This is a genomic window from Filimonas lacunae (assembly GCF_002355595.1).
In the GTDB taxonomy this organism is placed as follows: Bacteria; Bacteroidota; Bacteroidia; order Chitinophagales; family Chitinophagaceae; genus Filimonas; species Filimonas lacunae.
The window spans coordinates 2772215-2792848 of the sequence record NZ_AP017422.1 but is presented as its reverse complement, the minus strand read 5'-3'; the positions used below and the strand labels follow the sequence as shown (position 1 = coordinate 2792848).

The following is a 20634-nucleotide window of genomic DNA, read 5'->3' as shown; positions in this document are numbered from 1 at the left end:
ACAATACCATGATGGATAAAAGCTGGACTTTATTTTTAGACAGGGATGGCGTGATTAACCTGGAGAAGAAAGCGGATTATATTTTACACGTAGGCGAATTTGGCTTTTATGAAGGCGTGCTGGAAGCCATGCCTGTGTTTAACCAGCTGTTTGGCACTATTGTAATGGTTACCAACCAGAAAGGTATTGGCAAAGGCCTGATGACGGTAGACCATCTTACCGAAATTCACGACCATATGCTGGGCGAAATGAAAAAGCTAGGTGGCCGTATTGATAAAATATACTTTGCCCCCGACCTGGACCAGGATGCCTACAACCGCAAACCTAACCCCGGTATGGCTTTTCAGGCCAAAGCCGATTTCCCGGATATTGATTTTACCAAAAGCATAATGGTAGGTAATAAATTAAGCGATATGGAGTTTGCGCATAATGCCGGTATAGCTCATAGCGTGTTTTTAGCTACTACCAACCCCGAAACACCTTTTCCTCACCCGTTAATAGAACAACGCTTTAACAGCCTGGCCGAATATGCGGCCCATTTACAGGCCTTAACAAAAGCCTAAAAAAAGGGCTGACACACCAGCCCGGCAGCTGTTTTCGTTTAACTATGTAATTCAGGTACGATATGAAGCAATTTTTCTCCTTGTTACTGGCAATAGTATTACTATCCGGACCGATGCAAAGCGAGGCCCAGGTAATTACGCCTGCCCATACCCAACAACTTAAAATAGCCGAAGATTCTTTACAAAAACTGGGTAAGCTGATGGTGTTTGCCAAATACGCCACCCATCGTTTTCAGGCCGATAGCCTGTTTATCCGCAACCTGGTGCAGGCATTAAAAGTACCCAACTCGTTCTACTACCCTTTTGATTCGGTGGATAACATCTCCCGCATTTATGCGCCAGACAGTACTTTTCGCATTTTTACCTGGCAGTTTGAACGTGACGATGCTTTTCACCGTCAGCGCGGGTGTATCCAAATGAACACGCCAGACGGATCGTTAAAGCTGTTTCCACTGATTGACATGAGCGATTACGCCGAAGAGCCCTGGGATAGTGTACGCAGTAACTTCAACTGGATTGGTGCTATCTATTATAAAATGGTGATGAAAACGTTCAACAACCATAAATATTATACTTTAATAGGGCTGGACGACAACAACGCCACCACTACTAAAAAATGGATTGATGTGCTTACGTTTGGCGAAGATGGCAAGCCCCGTTTTGGTGGTCCTTTCTTTGCTTATAAGAACGATGACATCAAGCCCCCGCAGCCTGCTTACCGTTTTTTCCTGGAGTTTAAGAAAGACTCCCGTGCCCGTATGAACTACGACGCCGAAATGGACATGATCGTTTTTGAGCACCTGGTAAGCACAACCGGCCACCCGGACAGACGAAGCTCGCTGGTACCGGATGGTGATTATGAAGGTTTTAAATGGAATAACGGCAGATGGGAATACGTAGAAAAGCTGTTCAACTTTAAACTGCAGGACGGTCAGGCCCCTATGCCCAGCCCACTGAAAGATGATGTGAGTGGCAAAAGCGACGAAAAAATGCTCGACGACCAATCTATTAAAAACATGGAGCGCAACAAGCAGGAAGCGGCTGAAAAAGCCAAACCAGCTCCTAAAAAGCCAGCTGCTCCCAATAAAAAATTAGAGCAAAAGCAGCGGGCCAATCCACAGCAGGGCCAGGAGTATTAGTGCCGTTTTAGCATCAATAATACTTTAGAATAAAGTAAAAGCCGCTTTCTACCTGTAGGAAGCGGCTTTTTTGTATCCATGATACAAGCTAACCTCCCCCACCTCATTTTTACGGAATAAACAGTTTTTGCCAGAAGTGCACACCTGTGTTTTACTACATACTGCAACAGGTTGGGGTCTATTGTGGTTTGATAATGAACATATTGATAGTATGTCTGTTACTGCTACAGGCATTGCCATTGGAATGAAAGTATGCAAACTACTATTATGAAGAAGACACACTTACTCCTTCGCGGGTTGCTGACACCCGTTTTCCTCTTATTACTATTGCCGCTTCTGGCGCAAAACAGTGGTTACCTGAAAGGACATGTAGTGGGCAGTGAAGGCCCGCTGGCCGGAGCCACAGTGTCTAACGGGAAGATAACCATACAAACAGATATCAATGGCGATTTTGCACTGCTACTGCCAGCTGGTGCGCATAGCATCACCGTTAGCTATGTAGGCCACCAGACAGCCACCGTGTTTATTACCATTATAGACGGCGGCACGTTAACACAAACTCTCTTTTTGCCACAAAAAGAAACTATGCAGGAAGTGGTGGTGGTAGGTTCACGCAACCCGCGACGCAGTGCTACCGAAAGTCCCGTACCTGTAGATGTGATTCCTTTAAAGCAAATAGCCAACCAGGTAGGTCAGCTGGATGTTACCCAGTTGCTGAACCTGCTGGCGCCTTCTTTTAACTCGGTAAGACAGGCCCTGGGTGATGGCACGGATCATATTGACCCGGCCCAGTTGCGTGGCCTGGGCCCCGACCAGGTGCTGGTGCTGGTGAATGGCAAACGTTATCATCAATCGTCACTGGTAAATGTAAACGGCACGGTAAACAAAGGCACTACCGGCACCGATTTAAACTCCATCCCCGCCAGTGCTATTGACCGCATAGAAGTGCTGCGCGACGGCGCATCGGCGCAATATGGCTCAGATGCTATAGCTGGTGTTATTAATATCGTGCTGAAAAAAAACAAAGGACTTACCCTCACCAGTTCGGTAGGTGAGCAAGTGACCAGCTATGATAAAAACTATGCCTGGAACAAGCTGCACCCCGCCAGTCCGCTGGATAACAGCAAACAGGTATCGGACGGCCGCAACTTCCAGGTAAGCGCCAACTATGGTGTACCCATGCAAAAAGGTTATTTATCACTCAATGCCGAATACCTGTATCGCGGCCCCACCAGCCGCAACGGTTTATATACCGGCCAGTTATGGCCTGCGGTGGGTGGCGTAGATAAATCGGACAGCATTAACGCCAGCAAAGGATTAACACGGGATGCTTTTGACATACGGGTAGGTAATACCGAAATTAAAGGTGGTAGCCTGGTGCTGAACTTCGGCTACCCGATTGGTAAAAACCTGGAGTTATACGTTACCGGTATTGCCAATAGGAAAAACGGTTACACCTTCGGGCTGTACCGCTACCCTTTTAACTTTGTGGCAGGCTCCGGCAGCTTTCCTGCCGGCAATAGTGGATCTGCAAATGCAGCAGCCATAGTAGCTTCCAAATACCCGATCGGCTTTTTACCGGGCGAAAACTCCAAAGTGCGCGACTATCACGCCACCGCCGGCGTAAAAGGCAAGCTGGGTGGCTGGCAGGTGGATGCCAGCGAAACCTTTGGAGCCAATACCTATCAATACCTGGTGAGTAATTCCGCGAATTATACGCAGGCTTATCTGAGCGGCATGACGGCCGATCAACTGCAAACCAGCTTTAACAGTGGAAAAACCAAAACCTACCAGAGTGTAACTAATATAGACATCTCTAAAAACCATGATGTAATGAAAGGGCTGAACACCGCCTTTGGTGCAGAATTCAGGGTGGATGGGTATGGTATTGACGCCGGGGAAATAAACTCCTATGCCGACCTTACTAACCCCACTAATTCCAGCAGCAACAACTCCCTCGCGGGCATTGCAGGTGCACAGGTGTTTGCCGGTTTTCTGCCCTCCAACAGCGGAACATGGAACCGTACCAGCGTAGCTGTATATACCGATAATGAATTACAGGTAAACAGTAAATGGTTAGTGTCCGGCGCTTTACGGTATGAGCATTTTTCCGATTTCGGCTCTACCCTCAACTATAAAATAGCTACCCGCTATAAGCTTACGCACTGGTTATCGCTGCGTGGCGCCACCTCTTCCGGTTTCCGTGCCCCTTCTTTACAACAAGAACATTACTCCAAAGTAACCACCTCGTTTGTAACCATTGGCGGCACGCTTACGCCTGTACAGGCAGGTACGTTTACCAACGATTCTAAAATTGCAGAGATACTGGGCATCCCCAAATTGAAGCAGGAAACCTCTACCTCCTATTCCGTAGGTGCTACCGCCAAAATTGCCCGCGGATTTGATATCACCGTAGACGCTTACCAAATTGATATAAACGACCGCATTGTATTATCCAACACCTTCCGGGGCAATACCAACTCCGCCGCAGGCATTGCCTTAGGGAATGCATTAAATGCCGCCGGCGCTGCCACCGCTTCGGTATTTGCCAACGCCATCAACACCCGCAGCCGGGGCATTGAAGGCGTTATTAGTTACACCAAAAACTGGGGTAGCAAACAAAGCCTTACCCTCAACCTGGCCCATAGCAGCATTCAGAACAGGGTAAAAAGAAATGCGGACAACACCCTTACAATACACGGCTCAGAAGTGCTGATCAACACCGGCCAGCTGTCATCGTATTTTAACCGGGCCGACCAGTCGCGCATAGAAACCTATAGTCCGCAAACCAAAGATGTGTTCACCCTACAATACCGGTACGCCAAATACAGCCTGCTGGTGCGCCTGAGCTATTTTGGAAAAGTGAGTTCACTGGCCGACACCACCGGCGGGGCCAGCATGGCCGCCAATGCCTTTAATAGCAACACCATAGAAACCATTGACCAAACCTACGGCGGCAAGCTGTTAACCGATATTACCCTGGGCTATACGGTGAACAAAAATCTGCAGGTAAACGTAGGCGCCAATAACCTGTTTGACATATATCCGGATAAACAACAGCATTACAACAACACCTCCACCGGCCGGTTCACCTATTCCCGGGCGGTATCCCAATTCGGATTTAACGGACGGTATTTGTTTGCGCGCATCACCTTAACCTTGTAAAAGCTTGTTAATAATGAACCGGTATCCCTATTTTTGACAGATCAATGAAAAAGGTACTTTTATTAACTGTTAATCCAGACGAAACCGCTTTTTCCACGTTACTTGCCGGGGCATACCAGAAAGGCGTAGAAAAAGAGTTTTGCGTGGCACAACAGGTTAATATCAGCCGCCTGCAATTTACCAACACCATTGACAACTCCGGCATTACCCTCCGCAACCTGGAGCCCGATTTAATGAAGGTGCGCAACCTGATACTGGACAGCGACCACGTAGTGTTTTTTGTAGAGGTGAACACCGGCAAGTTTGACTTTAAACTGTACACTTTTTTAAACCGCCTGTTTGCCATAGAAGCCGGCTCGCCCATAAAAGCCCTGTGGCAACCTTCGGATTTTGCCACCAAAACCGCCCGTATTATTTCTGTACTGGACAACGAAAGCTGGAAAGACTACCAGCAAAACGGCCGCCAGATAACCAACCACCCGGTAAAAAAACAAAACTTTCAGCTATTCGGCTTCGCCGCCGTGCGCACCACTGCATTGGGTACGGTGAAGAAGGGCGTGTATAATGATTATTACTGGAAATGGTACAATAAGATGGTGTTGTTGGGGGAAAAGCAGTATTAGTTTTCAGGGTGCATAAAAGCCCTTTATCGGACTTTTATGCAATGAATAATTTATAACATTCGTATCTCATTAATATAATCATCCACCACAGAAGCTCTTCCATCATCATCCAACCAATTAATGATTTATCCTATCCCCGGCCTTATCAAGGACTAACCTCATCCTGCCTGTTATTTTTATACCAGCCTGTTCGTTTTTGAACTTCCTTTTCAAAAAGCGCCTTCCCTTTTAAAGCCAGCAATAAATGATTGTAAATACTCCTGAACAAAGTATTGTCTTCAATAGACACTGAAAAAGTTAATACATAAAAGTAAGCTTCGGCAAACACCATTTCTGAATAAGGAATAAGACCATCGTCTGGAGTATCTACTTTTCCGCCTCTATAAATCCCCTCCAATTTACTTTTTCCGGAATATACCTCAAAACATTCCTCACCGGTAAAACCATTTCTCTGAAAATCGCTGTATGCTTTCTCTGTTTTATAATACACAAAAGCCAGATACTCCTCAATATTCTGATTGGATTTGGACATTTTGCATTTATAATCAAGAGAAATCAGGTATTCATTCAATGCCTGCAATACCTGTTCATTTCTTCTGCCAGAAAAAAAAGAATAGGAAACGCCGTCAGCATACATACTTCTTTGATTTACTTATTTTACGATGATACCCCTGCTTCCTTTTGTATTATCTGGTATAACCCATCAAATATTTTCTTTGAAAACGGGTCTTCCTCAATAATATCAGGAACCGATAACAAGTAAGAGTATGATTTTCCAAATACAAACTTAACGCTTTGAGAAAAGCCGGTTTCTATATCTAATGTATCGGCAACAATAAACTCTTCGTTTAATGTTTCAGCTTCAGATGACAAAGAAAAACAACCTTCTCCATTAAGATCTGTATTATAACCATTCTCCTCGTGATAACTAAGCATCTCCTCATTTTTATAATAAAAACGAAACAGAGACTCTTCCTCACTTTTATCTGCATTACTTAACTCAATTTGATACCCCATATCTTTAACAAACTGATTAAATCTTTCAGCTATTACGGTATTACTTATGTTGGAGTAAAACTTATAATCTACACTATTAGCCATTCACTTAGGATTTATATTTAGAATAAGGGTTATGCTGAATTGTTCCATTTGCCTCTTTCAACTTAACATCCTCCTTTATTAGCAGTTTCCTTCCCTGTTTGTCTTGTTGTACAATTTTAGAGGAATCTATCTCAAATTTGACATAAAACTCAGTTTTTTTATTTATCAATCCAAAGCTATGCAAGTCTTCTTTAGCCAACAGTTCAGGCGGCATTTTTGTTATATAAATACCCGGAGTGTTTTTATATGCCCCTTTACCTCTCTTAGAAGGATCTTTTACCATCATAACTCCTGTTCCTCTTATCCCATTATAGCCATCTTTATCTGTATAATGATAAACTGTTACTAATTCTAAACCGAAAATATCTACCCATCCATTAGTATCAAAAACATATCCATACAGCTTCAAACCACCTTCTAAACCTATAGGATCTTTAGCACTGACATACATTCCCTCTTCAGGAGCATACCACCGGAAACGATTATATGCCCAGCCAATATCGCTATCAAAACTTTGCCCCTGAAATAAATAATTACAAAATCCGCTATCTCCTTTGATGGTTTTCACACTTCCATAACTATCTAACTGTCGTTCCCATACCAGGTTGCCAGCATCGTTATATCCTTGGATAGGCGTTCCCAAATGGTCGCTGATCAACGAATACTTTTTATCCCCCTCTACTTTAGCTACAGGCGAAAAACTATCCTCTTCAAATATCCACGTAATTAAAGCGTCTGGGTTAAATTCTCTCGCATCAAACTCTTTCCATTCGTGCAAAGGCTTATTTATATCCCAAACCCATTTGGTAATGACGTTACCAACTTTTTTTAAACATTTTCTTCCCAAAGCGTCATATTGATAGCGAACAGACTTTCCATCTGGCCGCACAACTCTTTTTAGCATGCCGCTAGCATTCCATTCATACTTCCATTCCTCTCCACTTTTACATTTTTTGCTAGTCAAAAAGCCCTCCCCATCATAGGAATAAAAGGCCTTATCACTTTCTCCTAACTGCCCCCCTTTATTGTACTTTCTATCGGTTCTTTCCTTTGTCGTAAACAAGTTTCCTGCTACATCTGGATTCCTGTATTGTATAGTACCATCGTTAAAAATTGTTTTACATAGATTCCCCCATTTATCATGATCGTACAAAGTAATACCACTTTGCTGATCAGTAACCTGTCTTAATCGATTATCGTATCCCCAATCGTACTGCCTGGAAAGGGTAGGACGCAACATTGATGATGTACCGTTTCCACTCACCCACTGACTCACAATATTTCCTGTTTTACTCCTTGCCTTCCTGCTTACAACATTCCCCAGTAGTTTCGTTTCTATATCGAATCCATTCATGTCACGTTTAATTTCACTATACCACCCCATTCCTTTATGAACAACAACATTTCCCCACGCATCATAATCAATGTCAACCGCAGCGCCCAAACTGCTTGTCAACCTAACTCTTTTCCCATTTTTATCGTACTGGCTTTTTACTTCAAATCCATTACATAATTCCTTTACAACATTGCCTGCTACATCATATTCAAAAGCTACAACAGCGTTTTCATTAGTAGCTGTTTTCAAAAGCCCTTTATCATATGCAAAGCGCTCATAACTGTTATCATAATGATCAATATGTGTAACCCGGCCAGCCGCATCATAACCATATTCTGAAAATCGCATAGCTGGTTTATTCACACGCGTAACCCATCCTGCAATATTTCTCTCAAACGACTTTAATGCTCCATCAAAATCCCTCTCTTCGGTTACATCCCCCACACCGTCCAGGGAAAAAGTAAAAGACAGACCTTGCTCATTAACTACTTTCCATAATTGACCTTCCGTGTCATAATTAAACCAAATAGTTTTACCATTTTCTGTACGAGAAAGAAGTTTATATAATCCACCATAAGTACAGGACACCTCTTTTACATTGTCTTTATATGATAATATATTCCCCACAGCATCATACTGAACAGTTATTAAATTATCATCAAAATCCAGCATACTTGTTAAGCGCCCTAATAGGTCATAACTACTAACCTGACGCACTTTTTCTGCATTTATAATTTGCGTACAACGGCCCAGTTTATCATATTCGTAAAAGGTAGCTGCCGCATTTGCCTTCATGGCTTTTTTAACCAACCCCCAACTATTATAATCAAGCTCTAGTTGCACACCATTCTCATTATATATACTTTCCAGCAAGCCATCTTTATAACTGTATCTTACCTCTGCATTTAAAGCAGTAATATATTTTACAACATTGCCAGCGTCATCATAAAACCACTGCGACTTTCCACCATGAGAATTCGTATAACCACTAATATGATGAGGGTATCCGGATGTATAATACTCCATCTGTGTAAATTGCCCATCGGACTCTGTCACACTTATGATATTGCCCCATATATCATGGACATATCCTATTTGATTTCCCAAAGGATCTGTACTCCATTCCAACTCATCAAACTCATTATAATGACGGTGCCACTCTGCTCCTTTGGCATCCACCATTTTATGCACCAGGCCGCCCTGATGATAGTAACGGGTACCATAGCCCAGACTGTTTATAGCAATAGTATGATTACTGTCTATATAATTTACCTTATAATGGAGCAGCCCTTCTGTACCCCAGGTTTCAATACATTTTGCTCCTGTTGCAATACCATCATATTTAAAGAACCACTGCAATCCATTTCGCCACAATTCTTTAACAAGGAGATGATTACTATATTCATATTTCATGTTTTGCAACAAAGCGTCTCCATGACTAATCAAGTCCCCTTCTTCGCTATAGGAGTAACTGGAAATTATAAATACTTCATTCTCTTTTACCGGGTCAGGAGCCTTTATTATAATAACACGTCCTTTCACATCATACTCTAATGTTAATAAACGTCCCGAACTATCTGTAATTGCCTGTAGCCATCCCTTGCTGTCATATGCTAAACGTATTGCAAATCCATTGTTATTAGCTACAGAAGTTAGAATGTGACTACTATTACGTTCTTCATATACTCTTGCACTAAAATTGTAAAACAAACCTTCTGATGTTCTAAGAAAATAGAACCCATCTTCATGCAATTGTAAAAACATCTTCTCGCCACGATGATACCGCGGCTTATCTGTTGGTTCCAATGGAATATTATCAAACGTAATAGTCCGCCCATCCTCCAGCCTTACAATAGCCATGCGTTCCTCTTTATGCACAGCCAAAGCTATATCGTAGCTATGATGCCAGCCATGCCCCAGCGGCCCTTCGTAAGTACTGTGACTATACCACGATCTTTTCCACTCCAATGGTATCGGGCCTGGCAAATTAAAGTCACTATTATCCGTATATAAAAATCCCCCAGCCACATCAATCGGGTGTCCCACATGCGTACCAATCGCATCCTTAATCTTATTCATGATCCCCGGAAACTTCCCAAACAATCGCTCATTCGCCCTATGCAACGCCTTCGATAAACGACTACACGGCTTATTCTTATTTCCCCCTTTCGCTCCCTTCCTCGCCTTCAACTTACCCAATCCAAACTTAAACAGTCTTTCCCCTATCGTTAAAGGATTAATAGGCGTGGGTACCGGGTTTACCAGGATAGGCCGCGTCCAGGGAATAGGCATAATAAAACCGCTGGGCACATAGTTGTACATAGGGGGCATGCGCTCCAGCTCAGTAATGCGAAACAATGCCGGTGCGCCTATATCCCAGCAATCATTATTTACAAAAGGTCCGGAGGCCAGTGGCTCGCCATCACCTGTTACAAACAAACTACCCAGGAATACATAGCCGTGGTTCTTCTGGGCAAACATAAAGGCCGGGTGAAACCCCGCCCCCATGGGGATATGTGGAAAGTTTTTAGTGATAGTGCCCGCAACTGCACGTGGAATAACGGGCCCTATTTTCACGGTGCTGTTACCGATAGAGCTGATGGCCATTTTAACCACCGAGAAGGCCAGTGATTTAGCCCCCTGAACGGCAGCACCGTGTGGGTCTTCTGCTGCATCCGGCGCTTCATCAGGCACAGGAAGCACAGATAACAACATCATAGCCACCCAATCTTTAGGATTAAAGATCATCCCTATATAAGGATGTGGCATAGGTATAGGCGCCGGTGCGGGTGGTATAGTTACAAAATGCACATCAATGCCCATTACCGGGTCCATTTGTTTGGCTATGGGCAAGGATGCGATACCTTTTAACGGGCCAGCCATGGCCTGCATAATGGGCATCAGCGCGCTTTCGGTGATTTTATTGACCAGGTTGTTGACAAACTGTTTGGCGGCCATAGCCTGCATAGCCAGGTTGCCGGCAACGTTTACCACCGCCAGTGCCTTATCTCCTGTAGAAGCTTTGTCGTTGGTAAGAATATCCTGGCCGGAAGAGAGGGTGCTGTGTACGCCACTGAATGTATCTGCAACGCCTGTATACTTGGCTACTGAATTTTCCTGTAGCGCCTGGTCGGCTTTTTGAGCAACGGTTTGTTCTTCGCCAGGATTACCTGCACCTTCCTGGGCGTTCTTTATTTTATCGTGTTCTGATAGTTTAGGATGGCTCATGTTTTTCGGTTGAAAGGATGAATAATGTGGTGGGCGTTAAAACCTGTCTGAGCAAAACATCACAATGGATGCGCCCACCAGCGAAATACCAATAACAACACCTGCTATGCGGGCTGCACTACGCCCCAGGTAAGCACTGATGCCACCAAGGCCGCGCATGCCGCCATCGGGGGCATATAGCCAGTCCCAGTTTTTCCAGGCGCCCCACATAATCATGATGCCTGCGGTGCAAAATATCAGTCCCAGTACCTGGGGATGCTCTTTCATGTAAGCGCGTACATCATCCCAGAAATCGTTAGCCATAAAAGGTGTTTTTTACGATGTTAACTATCGGCAGGTTCCAGTATGTTAGCGGGTATCTCTTTCCAGTTGCGCACTTTGTCTACCCAATCGTCACCATATATAGGTTGAGCGATGTCTTCCATTTCCTGGAAAGAAATATGCTTTTCAAACTGTCTGCTTAAGATCATTTCAAATAAAGCGGCATAGGTGGTGCCGTGGATATGTGTAGCTGGTATGTACTGGCCAAAGCGGATACCTGTTGCCAGGAAAGCAGTAGCTTCCTCCCCTTTGCTATCCTTTAACGCCACATAGGCACACATACGGTACGCTTCTGTACCCAGGATATATTCATTGCCATCGTGATACAGTTGGGCTGCCAGGCTGTAATCGGCCAATGCTTCTTCCCAGCGCTTCCATACCACATACACAGCGGCGCGCTGCATAACAGTTTGCGCCAGGTATTTACCGCCTAACAAATCGTCGTGGAGCAAAGGAGACAGCAAACGGGCGGCTTCTACGCCCTGGTCGGCATATTCAATCGCTTTCTTAAATTCTCTTCTGCCCAGCTCATAATTACTCCAGGCACAGAAAATCACGATCTTTTGTGTAAGCCAGTAACTGTCTTTCTCAATGTTTTCGTTGGCAATGGCTAAGCATTTGTTCCCTTCTTCATATACCAGCTTGTCGTTTTTATCCGTCATCGCCTGCATCAATTTAATAAACGACACACGGTAAGGAGTAGAAGGTTCATTGGCATCACCCATAGCTGCCACCTGCTGCATGGCATTAGGCATGTCCAGGTCGGCCACCAGCGTGGCCATCACCTGGGGATTATGAGCCATGTGGTCGAACATAGGCTTAGCGGCATTATCCGCCACCAGTATTTTTACCTGCTTGTGCGGGCGTGCATCTATTGCATTCTGCACCCACTCTGTAAAACGGGAAGTATTACCTATGGCCATAGGCGTTAAAGTCAACACCACCGCATATTCCGGCTCTACTTCCAGCTTTTGCACCAGGTCGTTAAAATTGGCAATGAACAACCAGGCCGGGTTCAGCTTATTGGTTTTGTTATAATCCGGTTGCCAGTCTATCGGCTCAAACGGTACATTGCTTTCTTTTTCGCTTTCATTCCAGATGCGAATATTTTCCGTAAGAGATTGCAGCAAAAGTTTGCTGTACTCTTCCCGGTTGGTAAACACATCATCAAACTGGAACGAGATATCTTCAACAGAAGAATCCAAAGAATGCATATAGGTGAAGAAGGTATCTATCATATCTTCTTCATCCGTGGTATGCACTATTCTTATAGCTGGTGCTTTGGTTTGGCCCACCAGGTTAGTCCATTTCTCAGAAAGCCACTCTATGCGTTGTTGTATAGGATTCGATTGCTGCACGTATACCGTTTAATTCAATTTTACAATAGCTCCTTCAATACAGGTTTGTCCTACAGCTGTTACCACTGTTTTAGCGTTACCGCTAAGGGTAGCATTGGCGCTGGCGCTTATCGTTACCTCTTTACCATTAACATCCACTTTATCCTTACCGGAAATAGCGGCTTCTTTGGTGCTTAAGGTAATGGAGGTATCGCCGGTGCCTGTTATTTTATCACCGGTGAGCACAATGTTCTTGGCATCAATGGTGATGGTTTCATCATCTATCTTAATAGAGGACTTGCCATTGGTAAGCTCAATAGTTTTGGCGGCAGTAACTGTAATGGTGTTGTCTCCGTTGATTTCAATATGATTGGCATTAGACTTATCCCGGATAATAATACTGCCTGCATCGTTCAGCTGTACGGTATGACCGCTTTTGCTGGTAAGGCTTTTCATATTGTTGCCATCTCCACCGCCGGTACCCACTTTACCATGAAACATGCTGCCCATCACAAAAGGACGATCGGGATTGCTATGGATAAAGCCTACCATTACCTGGTCGCCCACTTCAGGAATGGTTACCAGGCCGCGGTTAGCACCTACTTTATCGCTGTTACCCGCATCTGGCGTCATTACACGTATCAGGTCGGTAGGATCTTTCTGCCAGTGAAACTGTACAGTTACGCGCCCCTGCCCGTCTTTATCCTTATTGCTGATAACAGTGGCCAGTTGTGGCTCTGCAGTGGGCGCAATAACAGCAGGATGTGGCAGGTTTTCCGATGAAGAAGGTATGGCAATAAACTCACACTGGTATTCACCGTTAGGTAACAAGGTTTGCTTCAGATCAGTAATAATAAGATCAGCAAAATGTTCATTGCTTTGCTTTTTAGCATCACGCACTTCCAGCGATACCGGGCATCCCGGAAACAAATATGGGTTGGTGCTGATGCCTTTTACCGTAAACAATCCGGCAGCATAGGCAGTAGTCAGACTTTTTTGCGTAGCCTTTACATCTGTGCTGTTGCTGGCGCGCACAGGCGACACCTGCATAGCAGGAGTTTTATACAAGGTCTGGCTGGCTTTGAATGCCACCTCCCCTATATCATCCAATCCTTTTACGTCATAAGCTTCTGAGGTTAAAGCTTCGTGACTGGTGCTGCTGTAACCATAATGAGAAGGCTGTACGTGTGCCGTATTAATCACGGTTTCCATCTGCTGCACGTCCCGGCCAAACACCAGTTTTACAGCAGGTGGCAACTCCGGTTTACCAAAATACAGTTTCTCGCCAGAGTAATAAAACCACTCGCCCCAGCTAACCGCCAACCTGTTCAGATAATTATAGTGAGTTTCGTTATACTGACAGCTGTATATCAGGTTGCTGGTATATTTAGGCTTAGCCACCAGAAAACCTTTAATACCCGATTGGGTAGCGATGTCTTCTGCTATCTTCACCAGGTTATTGCCTGTAAAACTTTGTATGTGCGGCGCACCATCCATCAGAATGGTAGGACTATACCCGGCAATTACAATAAATCCTGCATCTTCGCTCGATCTGCGGAAACTAACGTTGGTAATAACACCAGAGAAGTAACGCTTCTTATTATCGCCTTCTTTGGCCTTATAATAGAAGCCTGCAAAAATGGCTTTACCAGGCAGCTTGCGCGATATTTTCATCCAATGATCATCTACAGGCTGCTCTTTGCTGTCAAATGCATCGTACGCCACTACCAGCTCAAAGCGATGGTGCTGGCTGGTGCTTTGGTGCAGTGTAAATGATTCGTAGTTTTTTAAAGTATGTCCCTCTATAGTCAGTTCCAGTCCAACAGTAGATACAATCAGCAGCTCGTCCGATTTCTGGGTGCTGCTATCGCTGGTGCCGGCAGTCGTATTACCTGCACCCGCATCTGTATCAGCCGGAGCCGCTGTTTGTTGTGGCGCATTCGTACCTGCCGGAACGCTGGATGTTCCGGTGGGGCTGGTTGCCGGCTTCTTCAGCTGGCTGGCCACTGTTTGCGCTATGCCAGCAGCCTGCTGTACTTTTTGTGCAGCATCTACCGCTTTTTGCGCTTTCTCTCCTGCTTTCTTTTCTATTTCGTTTATAGCCAGTTGTTCTCCTTGTTGTATGGCAGCTTGTTTCAACGCATCGGTGTTATCGTTGGAGGGCTGAGGTTGCGGCGTCATCATATCTGTGGTAATTAATAAAATTAAGAAGATTTACTACTTCAGGTTGTGGGCATAAGCATGCCTTAAACTCCTTCCCCCAACAATAGTAAACTGTTGCAGGAAGGAGCAGGTGCTAATTCATCTACTAACGAATCAGTTGATTAAGCAGGCCACTTACCGAAGTACAGAGAAGTTCCGTACTGGATAGATTCTGCGCTTACCACGAAGCTAACATGCATGCTTTTTGAATTCACAGAATCAAACTTCACTTCATGCCAGATTACATAGCCATTTTCCCAGCCCAGTTCAATCAGCTTACCTTCTTCATTAGATTTGTTGAAAGTAATGTCGCCTTTGGTAGGTTTAAACTTAGCATTGAGCATACTTTCGAGAATATCGCTTTTCTCGGTAGCTTCAACAGTTACTTTGATGGTAGCGTTGGAAGGATCAGATGCTACACGTCCGGAAGGATCATTGGTGCGACCTACGCTGTAAGTTACGTCCAGCACTTTAAAGTCAGAACCACCATTAAATTTCAGAGTTGCGTTGTACGCCATAAAATATAATTTGTAACAATATTAATTATTATATTCTATGGTACAAAACCCTTATATAAAGTGTAGTACATATACGATCGTATAAATACTACAATCCAAAGTAGCAAAAACAGGTAAGTATTTAACAATCAACTACTCCTATTTTCACTCGTATATAAACTGTGTAAAAGAATGTACCGCATCACACGCATACTGCCCCATCACAACTCCTTTCATTGATTATAATCTTGTTGCCGGTCTATTTCATCATTATGCATGGCTAACATATTCATTAACATCTCCCCGGTAATAATACAATCCTGGTAACGGGTTAAATTGGTAGCATCATCACTTTCTTCCAGCTCATACATAGCCAGTTGAGTACCTATAGCAGGCAGTTTTTTTACAATATCAGCTAAGCCCGTAGCCACCTCATTATGGTTATTATAAAACAAGATGGCTTCCCACACCGGCAACTGCACCTCAATACAGTGTTTAATTTCAGCAATACCCTTACCGGTAACTTTCTTAATGACCGAAATGGTTCCGGGTAAATCAACGTATCCTATAATCTCTATCGCAATTTTTGACATATAGCTACTGCCTGAGATATCAATATTAATCATATTACCTTAGTACACAAGGCCCTCAAACAAGTGTAGTATTTATACAAATCCCCCTTTCATCAACTATTGCAAATACAAAAGATATATTTTATATTTAGTCATCTGCACTAATACCTATGGCTAAACCTAAGGCAAACCTTTACAGCGCTTCAATAATACCATGGAAACCAGATACCAGCTCAACAACACAAACACCAGTTCGCATTACCTGGTAAACTGGTTCGCAGTCAAATGCATCATAGGTTCCACCATCGCGGAAGTACTGTACTAATGCTACTAGTTTCATCAATATTAAATTTTACTTACAGAATATATCCAGACAAACCGGGTAGTTTGCCACTTATTTGCGTGCCGATAAAAGTAAATATAAAAGGGGCTATAAACAACAACGCCCATCTTTTTATAGACGGGCGTTGTGCAAACAAGTATATATAAATCTGTTAATCCAGCTTCAATACAGCCAGGAAAGCTTCCTGTGGTATTTCTACGTTACCAATCTGGCGCATACGTTTTTTACCTTCTTTCTGCTTTTCCAACAGTTTACGCTTACGGCTGATATCACCACCATAACACTTGGCAGTTACATCTTTACGCATAGCACTGATGGTTTCGCGCGCCAGCACCTTCGCTCCTACAGCTGCCTGAATGGCAATCATAAACTGCTGACGTGGCAACAGCTCTTTCAGTTTTTCGCACAGCTTACGACCAAAGTCCTGCGCGCGGCTGCGGTGGATAAGGGCACTTAAAGCATCCACTTTATCACCATTCAGCAGAATATCCATTTTGGCAATATCCGCTTCGCGGTAACCAATAGGTGTATAATCGAAAGAAGCATAACCGCGGGTATTGCTTTTCAGCTTATCGTAGAAATCAAATACGATTTCGGTTAACGGCATTTCAAAAATCAGCTCCACACGTGTGGGAGTAAGGTAGCTCTGGTTTAATAAAATACCACGCTTGCCTAAGCACAGTGTCATAATGTTGCCGATATACTCAGGCAGGGTGATAATTTGCGCACGGATGAAAGGCTCTTCTACCCTGTCAATTTTTACAGGGTCGGGCATTTCGGCCGGGTTGTTTACGATAATTTTTTCATCGCGGGTAGTATAAGCGATGAAACTTACGTTCGGTACAGTTGTAATAACCGTTTGGTTAAACTCACGCTCTAAACGTTCCTGTATAATTTCCATGTGCAGCAAACCAAGGAATCCGCATCGGAAACCAAAGCCTAATGCCTGTGATGTTTCAATTTCGTAGGTAAGAGAAGCATCGTTCAGCTGCAGTTTTTCCATGCAGTCACGTAATTCTTCGAAATCTTCCGTTACTACGGGGAATATACCGGCAAATACCATCGGCTTTACTTCTTCAAAGCCCTGGATAGCGTTACCCGGATTAGAAGCAATAGTAATGGTATCACCTACTTTTACGTCTTTGGCAGTTTTAATACCGGTAATGATATAACCTACATCACCTGCTTTCACTTCTTTACGAGGTTCCAGCCCCAGTTTTAACACACCAATTTCAGCCGCTTCATACTCGGCGCCGGTGGCCAGAAAGCGTACTTTATCACCTTTGCGAATGGTTCCATTATATATACGGAAATATGCAATAATGCCGCGGAAGCTATTAAATACGCTATCAAAAAGCAATGCTTCCAATGGCGCTTCCGCATTTCCTTCCGGAGCAGGGATACGTGCTACTACCGCTTGCAGTATTTCTTCAATACCAATACCGCTTTTACCGCTGGCCAGCAGAATATCTTCGTCTTTACAGCCGATAAGTTCAATAATCTGGTCTTTTACCTCGGGAATCATAGCCCCGTCCATATCAATTTTATTGATAACAGGGATAATTTCCAGGTCGTTGCCAATGGCCAGGTACAGGTTACTGATGGTTTGCGCCTGAATACCTTGCGAAGCATCTACCAGCAGCAAGGCACCTTCACAGGCAGCCAGTGCACGGCTCACTTCATAGCTGAAGTCAACGTGGCCGGGAGTATCAATCAGGTTTAATGTGTATTGTTGCCCATTGATCACATAGTCCATCTGGATGGCTTTACTCTTGATAGTAATGCCTTTTTCACGTTCCAGGTCCATATCATCCAATACCTGGTTCATCATGTCACGTGAACCAATGGTTTTCGTATGTTCCAGCAAGCGGTCTGCCAGGGTACTTTTACCATGGTCAATGTGCGCAATAATGCAAAAATTCCTGATATGCTTCATAAGGCGGCAAAGATAAATTAAAACTGCATTGGGTTGAGGGGGCAGTTGGAAGTTGGGAGTGAAAAGTGGAAAATAAATACAAAAAAAGGGTCAAAATCGGATGAAAACAGAAAAAAAGTCCATAGTTACTGATAACTATGGACTTACAACTATATATACGAACAACTTACTTCTTCAGTCCGTTGATAATGCTTACAAATTCGTCTGCAATTAAAGAGGCACCACCTACCAGGCCGCCGTCTACGTCAGGCTGACCAAAAATTTCTACTGCATTAGCTGCTTTTACGCTACCACCGTACAGGATAGAGATGTTGCTGGCTACTTCTGCGCCGTATTTAGCCGCTAATTCAGCACGGATAAAAGCGTGCATTTCCTGTGCCTGTGCGCTGCTGGCCGTTTTGCCGGTACCGATAGCCCAGATGGGTTCGTAGGCAATAACCACTTTCTGAATTTGCTCAGCACTCAGGTGGAATAAAGAAGCTTTTAACTGGTTGCCTACAAATTCGTTCTGAGTATTCGCCTCACGAATTTGTAATGCTTCACCGCAGCAGAAAAGGGGCGTTAAACCATTTTCCAGTACGATATTCACTTTTTCCGCTAAAAATTGGTCGCTTTCGCCAAAATATTCTCTTCTTTCAGAGTGTCCCAACACTACCCACTGAATACCCAATGATTGTAACATTTCTACAGAAACCTCGCCTGTAAATGCACCTGACTTTTTGTTATAACAGTTTTGTGCTGCAATAAATACCTGCTCTTTACCAGCAATTTTTTGTTGCGCCTGGCTCAAATAAGGGAAGGGTACTGCAAAAACCACCTGTTGGTCTTTTCCCAGTGAACTCACTTTGCCCAAAATGCCATCCAATAACGCTTCTCCCTGTTGCAGGGTCAGATTCATTTTCCAGTTCGCTGCAGCTATCTGCTTTCTCATATTACTATGTTTAAAATTCAAAGGAGGGCCAAAAGTAGAGAATAATTACTTGATGTGTTCAAATACATGCTTTAACACCTCCGTTTCCTGCACCGTTAATTCACTATGTTTCATTTTTTTCCAGTTGTTTACATCCTGAAGCGCTTTTTCAAATTCGTAACGGGTAATGCCCTTACTGCCCCAGGTAAAAGGCGCCAGCACTTTAGGGGTTAGTCCATCTCCAAATACGTTACAGCAGGTGCCTATAATAGTGCCGGTATTAATAGCAGTGTTAATAGCCGTGCGGGTATAGTCGCCCATAATCATACCACACTTAAACCCGGCCAGCACAAATTTTCCGGTACTGTGGTGCCATATTTTCACCTCGCCGCCGGTGTTTTTTACATTGCTGTTACTGGTACCCGCTCCCAGGTTACACCACTCACCTATTACCGCATCGCCCAGGTAGCCATCGTGCGCCTTGTTACTGTTACCCATTATAATAGCGTTCTTTATTTCGCCGCCTACCGTACAACGCGGACCTATGGTTGTAGCCCCATATATCTTAGCGCCCATTTTCACCACAGTGCCCTCTCCTATATATAATGGTCCGCGTAAAAACGAACCTTCCATGATCACCGCATTACGGGCAATATAAATAGGTCCGGTAGCCGCATTCAAAGTAGCAAATTCTACCTCCGCGCCTTCTTCTACGTATACCAGGTCGGGCCTTATTACCTGGTTGGTATGGGACAGGCTGGGCGGAATACTTCCCGCAGTTAACAATCCAAAATCTTTACGCGCCCATTCATCATTGCATTTAAACAAGTCCCAGGCATACATTAACCGGTTTACCGGGTGCTGCCAGGTATGTATATAAGTAAGCCGGGGCGAAACCTCCGCCAGCGAAAAAGGCCCTTCATCGCTCTCTATACAACAGGCCACTATCCCCTGTGCATCCTGTACAGCCTGCCCATGTTGCAACTGCAATATCTGTTGCAACAAAGCTTCGTCGGGTAACACAGTGGCATCTATCCAAATATGCGTACCTTGTTCAATAACAGGATATAACGATTGCAGATAGTGGGCCGTTAATATAAAAACGGGTTGATTACTCCACAGTTGCCAGCGTTGTTGTATGGTAAGCATGCCCATACGAAAAGCCGCCACTGCCCTGGTTTGTGTTAATGGAAAAAAACTTTCCCTGTCTGCCGGATCAAATAAAACTATTGCCATTACTCGGTGTTAATTATTTGAAAGTAATTATATGCCACCAATTCACCTATTTTTGCAACCCCTTTTATGAGGGATATAAGATAGCTGATGGCCTGTAAGGCACGAATTTCGTATAACCATTGATT

Annotated in this window: 16 protein-coding genes; 4 read left to right on the top strand and 12 right to left on the bottom strand. The window is 44.1% G+C overall.

Annotated elements, in window-relative coordinates; genetic code table 11:
• The first annotated feature begins 8 nt into the window (after window positions 1-8).
• From FLA_RS11010 to FLA_RS10995, 4 genes are all read left to right on the top strand, one after another.
• Window positions 9-563: a D-glycero-alpha-D-manno-heptose-1,7-bisphosphate 7-phosphatase gene (locus FLA_RS11010; protein ID WP_076380515.1), complete on the top strand. Its 555-nt coding sequence runs from the start codon at window positions 9-11 to the stop codon at window positions 561-563.
• A gap of 62 nt (window positions 564-625) precedes the next feature.
• The gene (locus tag FLA_RS11005) at window positions 626-1702 is read left to right on the top strand and encodes a hypothetical protein (RefSeq protein ID WP_144264094.1); all 1077 of its coding nucleotides are present in this window, start codon (window positions 626-628) and stop codon (window positions 1700-1702) included.
• Window positions 1703-1969: 267 nt separating this feature from the next.
• The gene (locus FLA_RS11000) at window positions 1970-4867 is read left to right on the top strand and encodes a TonB-dependent receptor (protein WP_076380612.1); all 2898 of its coding nucleotides are present in this window, start codon (window positions 1970-1972) and stop codon (window positions 4865-4867) included.
• Between the two features lie 44 nt (window positions 4868-4911).
• Window positions 4912-5490 (top strand): hypothetical protein, encoded by a 579-nt coding sequence (locus tag FLA_RS10995; RefSeq protein WP_076380513.1) that lies wholly within the window; start codon window positions 4912-4914, stop codon window positions 5488-5490.
• Window positions 5491-5635: 145 nt separating this feature from the next.
• Here the strand turns inward: FLA_RS10995 and FLA_RS10990 are convergent, their stop codons facing one another.
• From FLA_RS10990 to FLA_RS10940, 12 genes are all read right to left on the bottom strand, one after another.
• Window positions 5636-6127 (bottom strand): hypothetical protein, encoded by a 492-nt coding sequence (locus FLA_RS10990; RefSeq protein WP_076380512.1) that lies wholly within the window; start codon window positions 6125-6127, stop codon window positions 5636-5638.
• 20 nt (window positions 6128-6147) lie between these two features.
• Entirely contained in the window at window positions 6148-6591 is a 444-nt protein-coding gene (locus FLA_RS10985; RefSeq protein ID WP_076380511.1) for a hypothetical protein, read from the bottom strand.
• A gap of 4 nt (window positions 6592-6595) precedes the next feature.
• Complete coding sequence (locus FLA_RS10980; RefSeq protein WP_076380510.1) at window positions 6596-11155, bottom strand: DUF6531 domain-containing protein; 4560 nt, start codon at window positions 11153-11155, stop codon at window positions 6596-6598.
• A 36-nt stretch (window positions 11156-11191) separates the two neighbouring features.
• Window positions 11192-11458 carry an immunity 17 family protein gene (locus tag FLA_RS10975; RefSeq protein ID WP_076380509.1) on the bottom strand — a complete coding sequence of 89 codons (267 nt, stop codon included), beginning with the start codon at window positions 11456-11458 and terminating at the stop codon, window positions 11192-11194.
• A gap of 20 nt (window positions 11459-11478) precedes the next feature.
• The gene (locus FLA_RS10970) at window positions 11479-12834 is read right to left on the bottom strand and encodes a hypothetical protein (RefSeq protein ID WP_076380508.1); all 1356 of its coding nucleotides are present in this window, start codon (window positions 12832-12834) and stop codon (window positions 11479-11481) included.
• Window positions 12835-12843: 9 nt separating this feature from the next.
• Complete coding sequence (locus FLA_RS10965; RefSeq protein WP_084206352.1) at window positions 12844-14997, bottom strand: phage baseplate assembly protein V; 2154 nt, start codon at window positions 14995-14997, stop codon at window positions 12844-12846.
• A 140-nt stretch (window positions 14998-15137) separates the two neighbouring features.
• Window positions 15138-15533 (bottom strand): type VI secretion system tube protein TssD, encoded by a 396-nt coding sequence (tssD, locus tag FLA_RS10960; protein ID WP_076380506.1) that lies wholly within the window; start codon window positions 15531-15533, stop codon window positions 15138-15140.
• 212 nt (window positions 15534-15745) lie between these two features.
• Window positions 15746-16105, bottom strand: a complete 360-nt coding sequence (locus tag FLA_RS10955) for a hypothetical protein (protein ID WP_144264093.1) — start codon at window positions 16103-16105, stop codon at window positions 15746-15748.
• A 172-nt stretch (window positions 16106-16277) separates the two neighbouring features.
• Entirely contained in the window at window positions 16278-16424 is a 147-nt protein-coding gene (locus FLA_RS31470) for a hypothetical protein (RefSeq protein WP_159445142.1), read from the bottom strand.
• Between the two features lie 154 nt (window positions 16425-16578).
• A complete protein-coding gene (lepA, locus tag FLA_RS10950) occupies window positions 16579-18363 on the bottom strand; it encodes a translation elongation factor 4 (protein ID WP_076380504.1) in 1785 nt (594 codons plus the stop codon).
• A gap of 166 nt (window positions 18364-18529) precedes the next feature.
• The gene (tpiA, locus tag FLA_RS10945; protein ID WP_076380503.1) at window positions 18530-19294 is read right to left on the bottom strand and encodes a triose-phosphate isomerase; all 765 of its coding nucleotides are present in this window, start codon (window positions 19292-19294) and stop codon (window positions 18530-18532) included.
• 45 nt (window positions 19295-19339) lie between these two features.
• Window positions 19340-20509: a putative sugar nucleotidyl transferase gene (locus tag FLA_RS10940; protein ID WP_076380502.1), complete on the bottom strand. Its 1170-nt coding sequence runs from the start codon at window positions 20507-20509 to the stop codon at window positions 19340-19342.
• Window positions 20510-20634 lie beyond the last annotated feature (125 nt).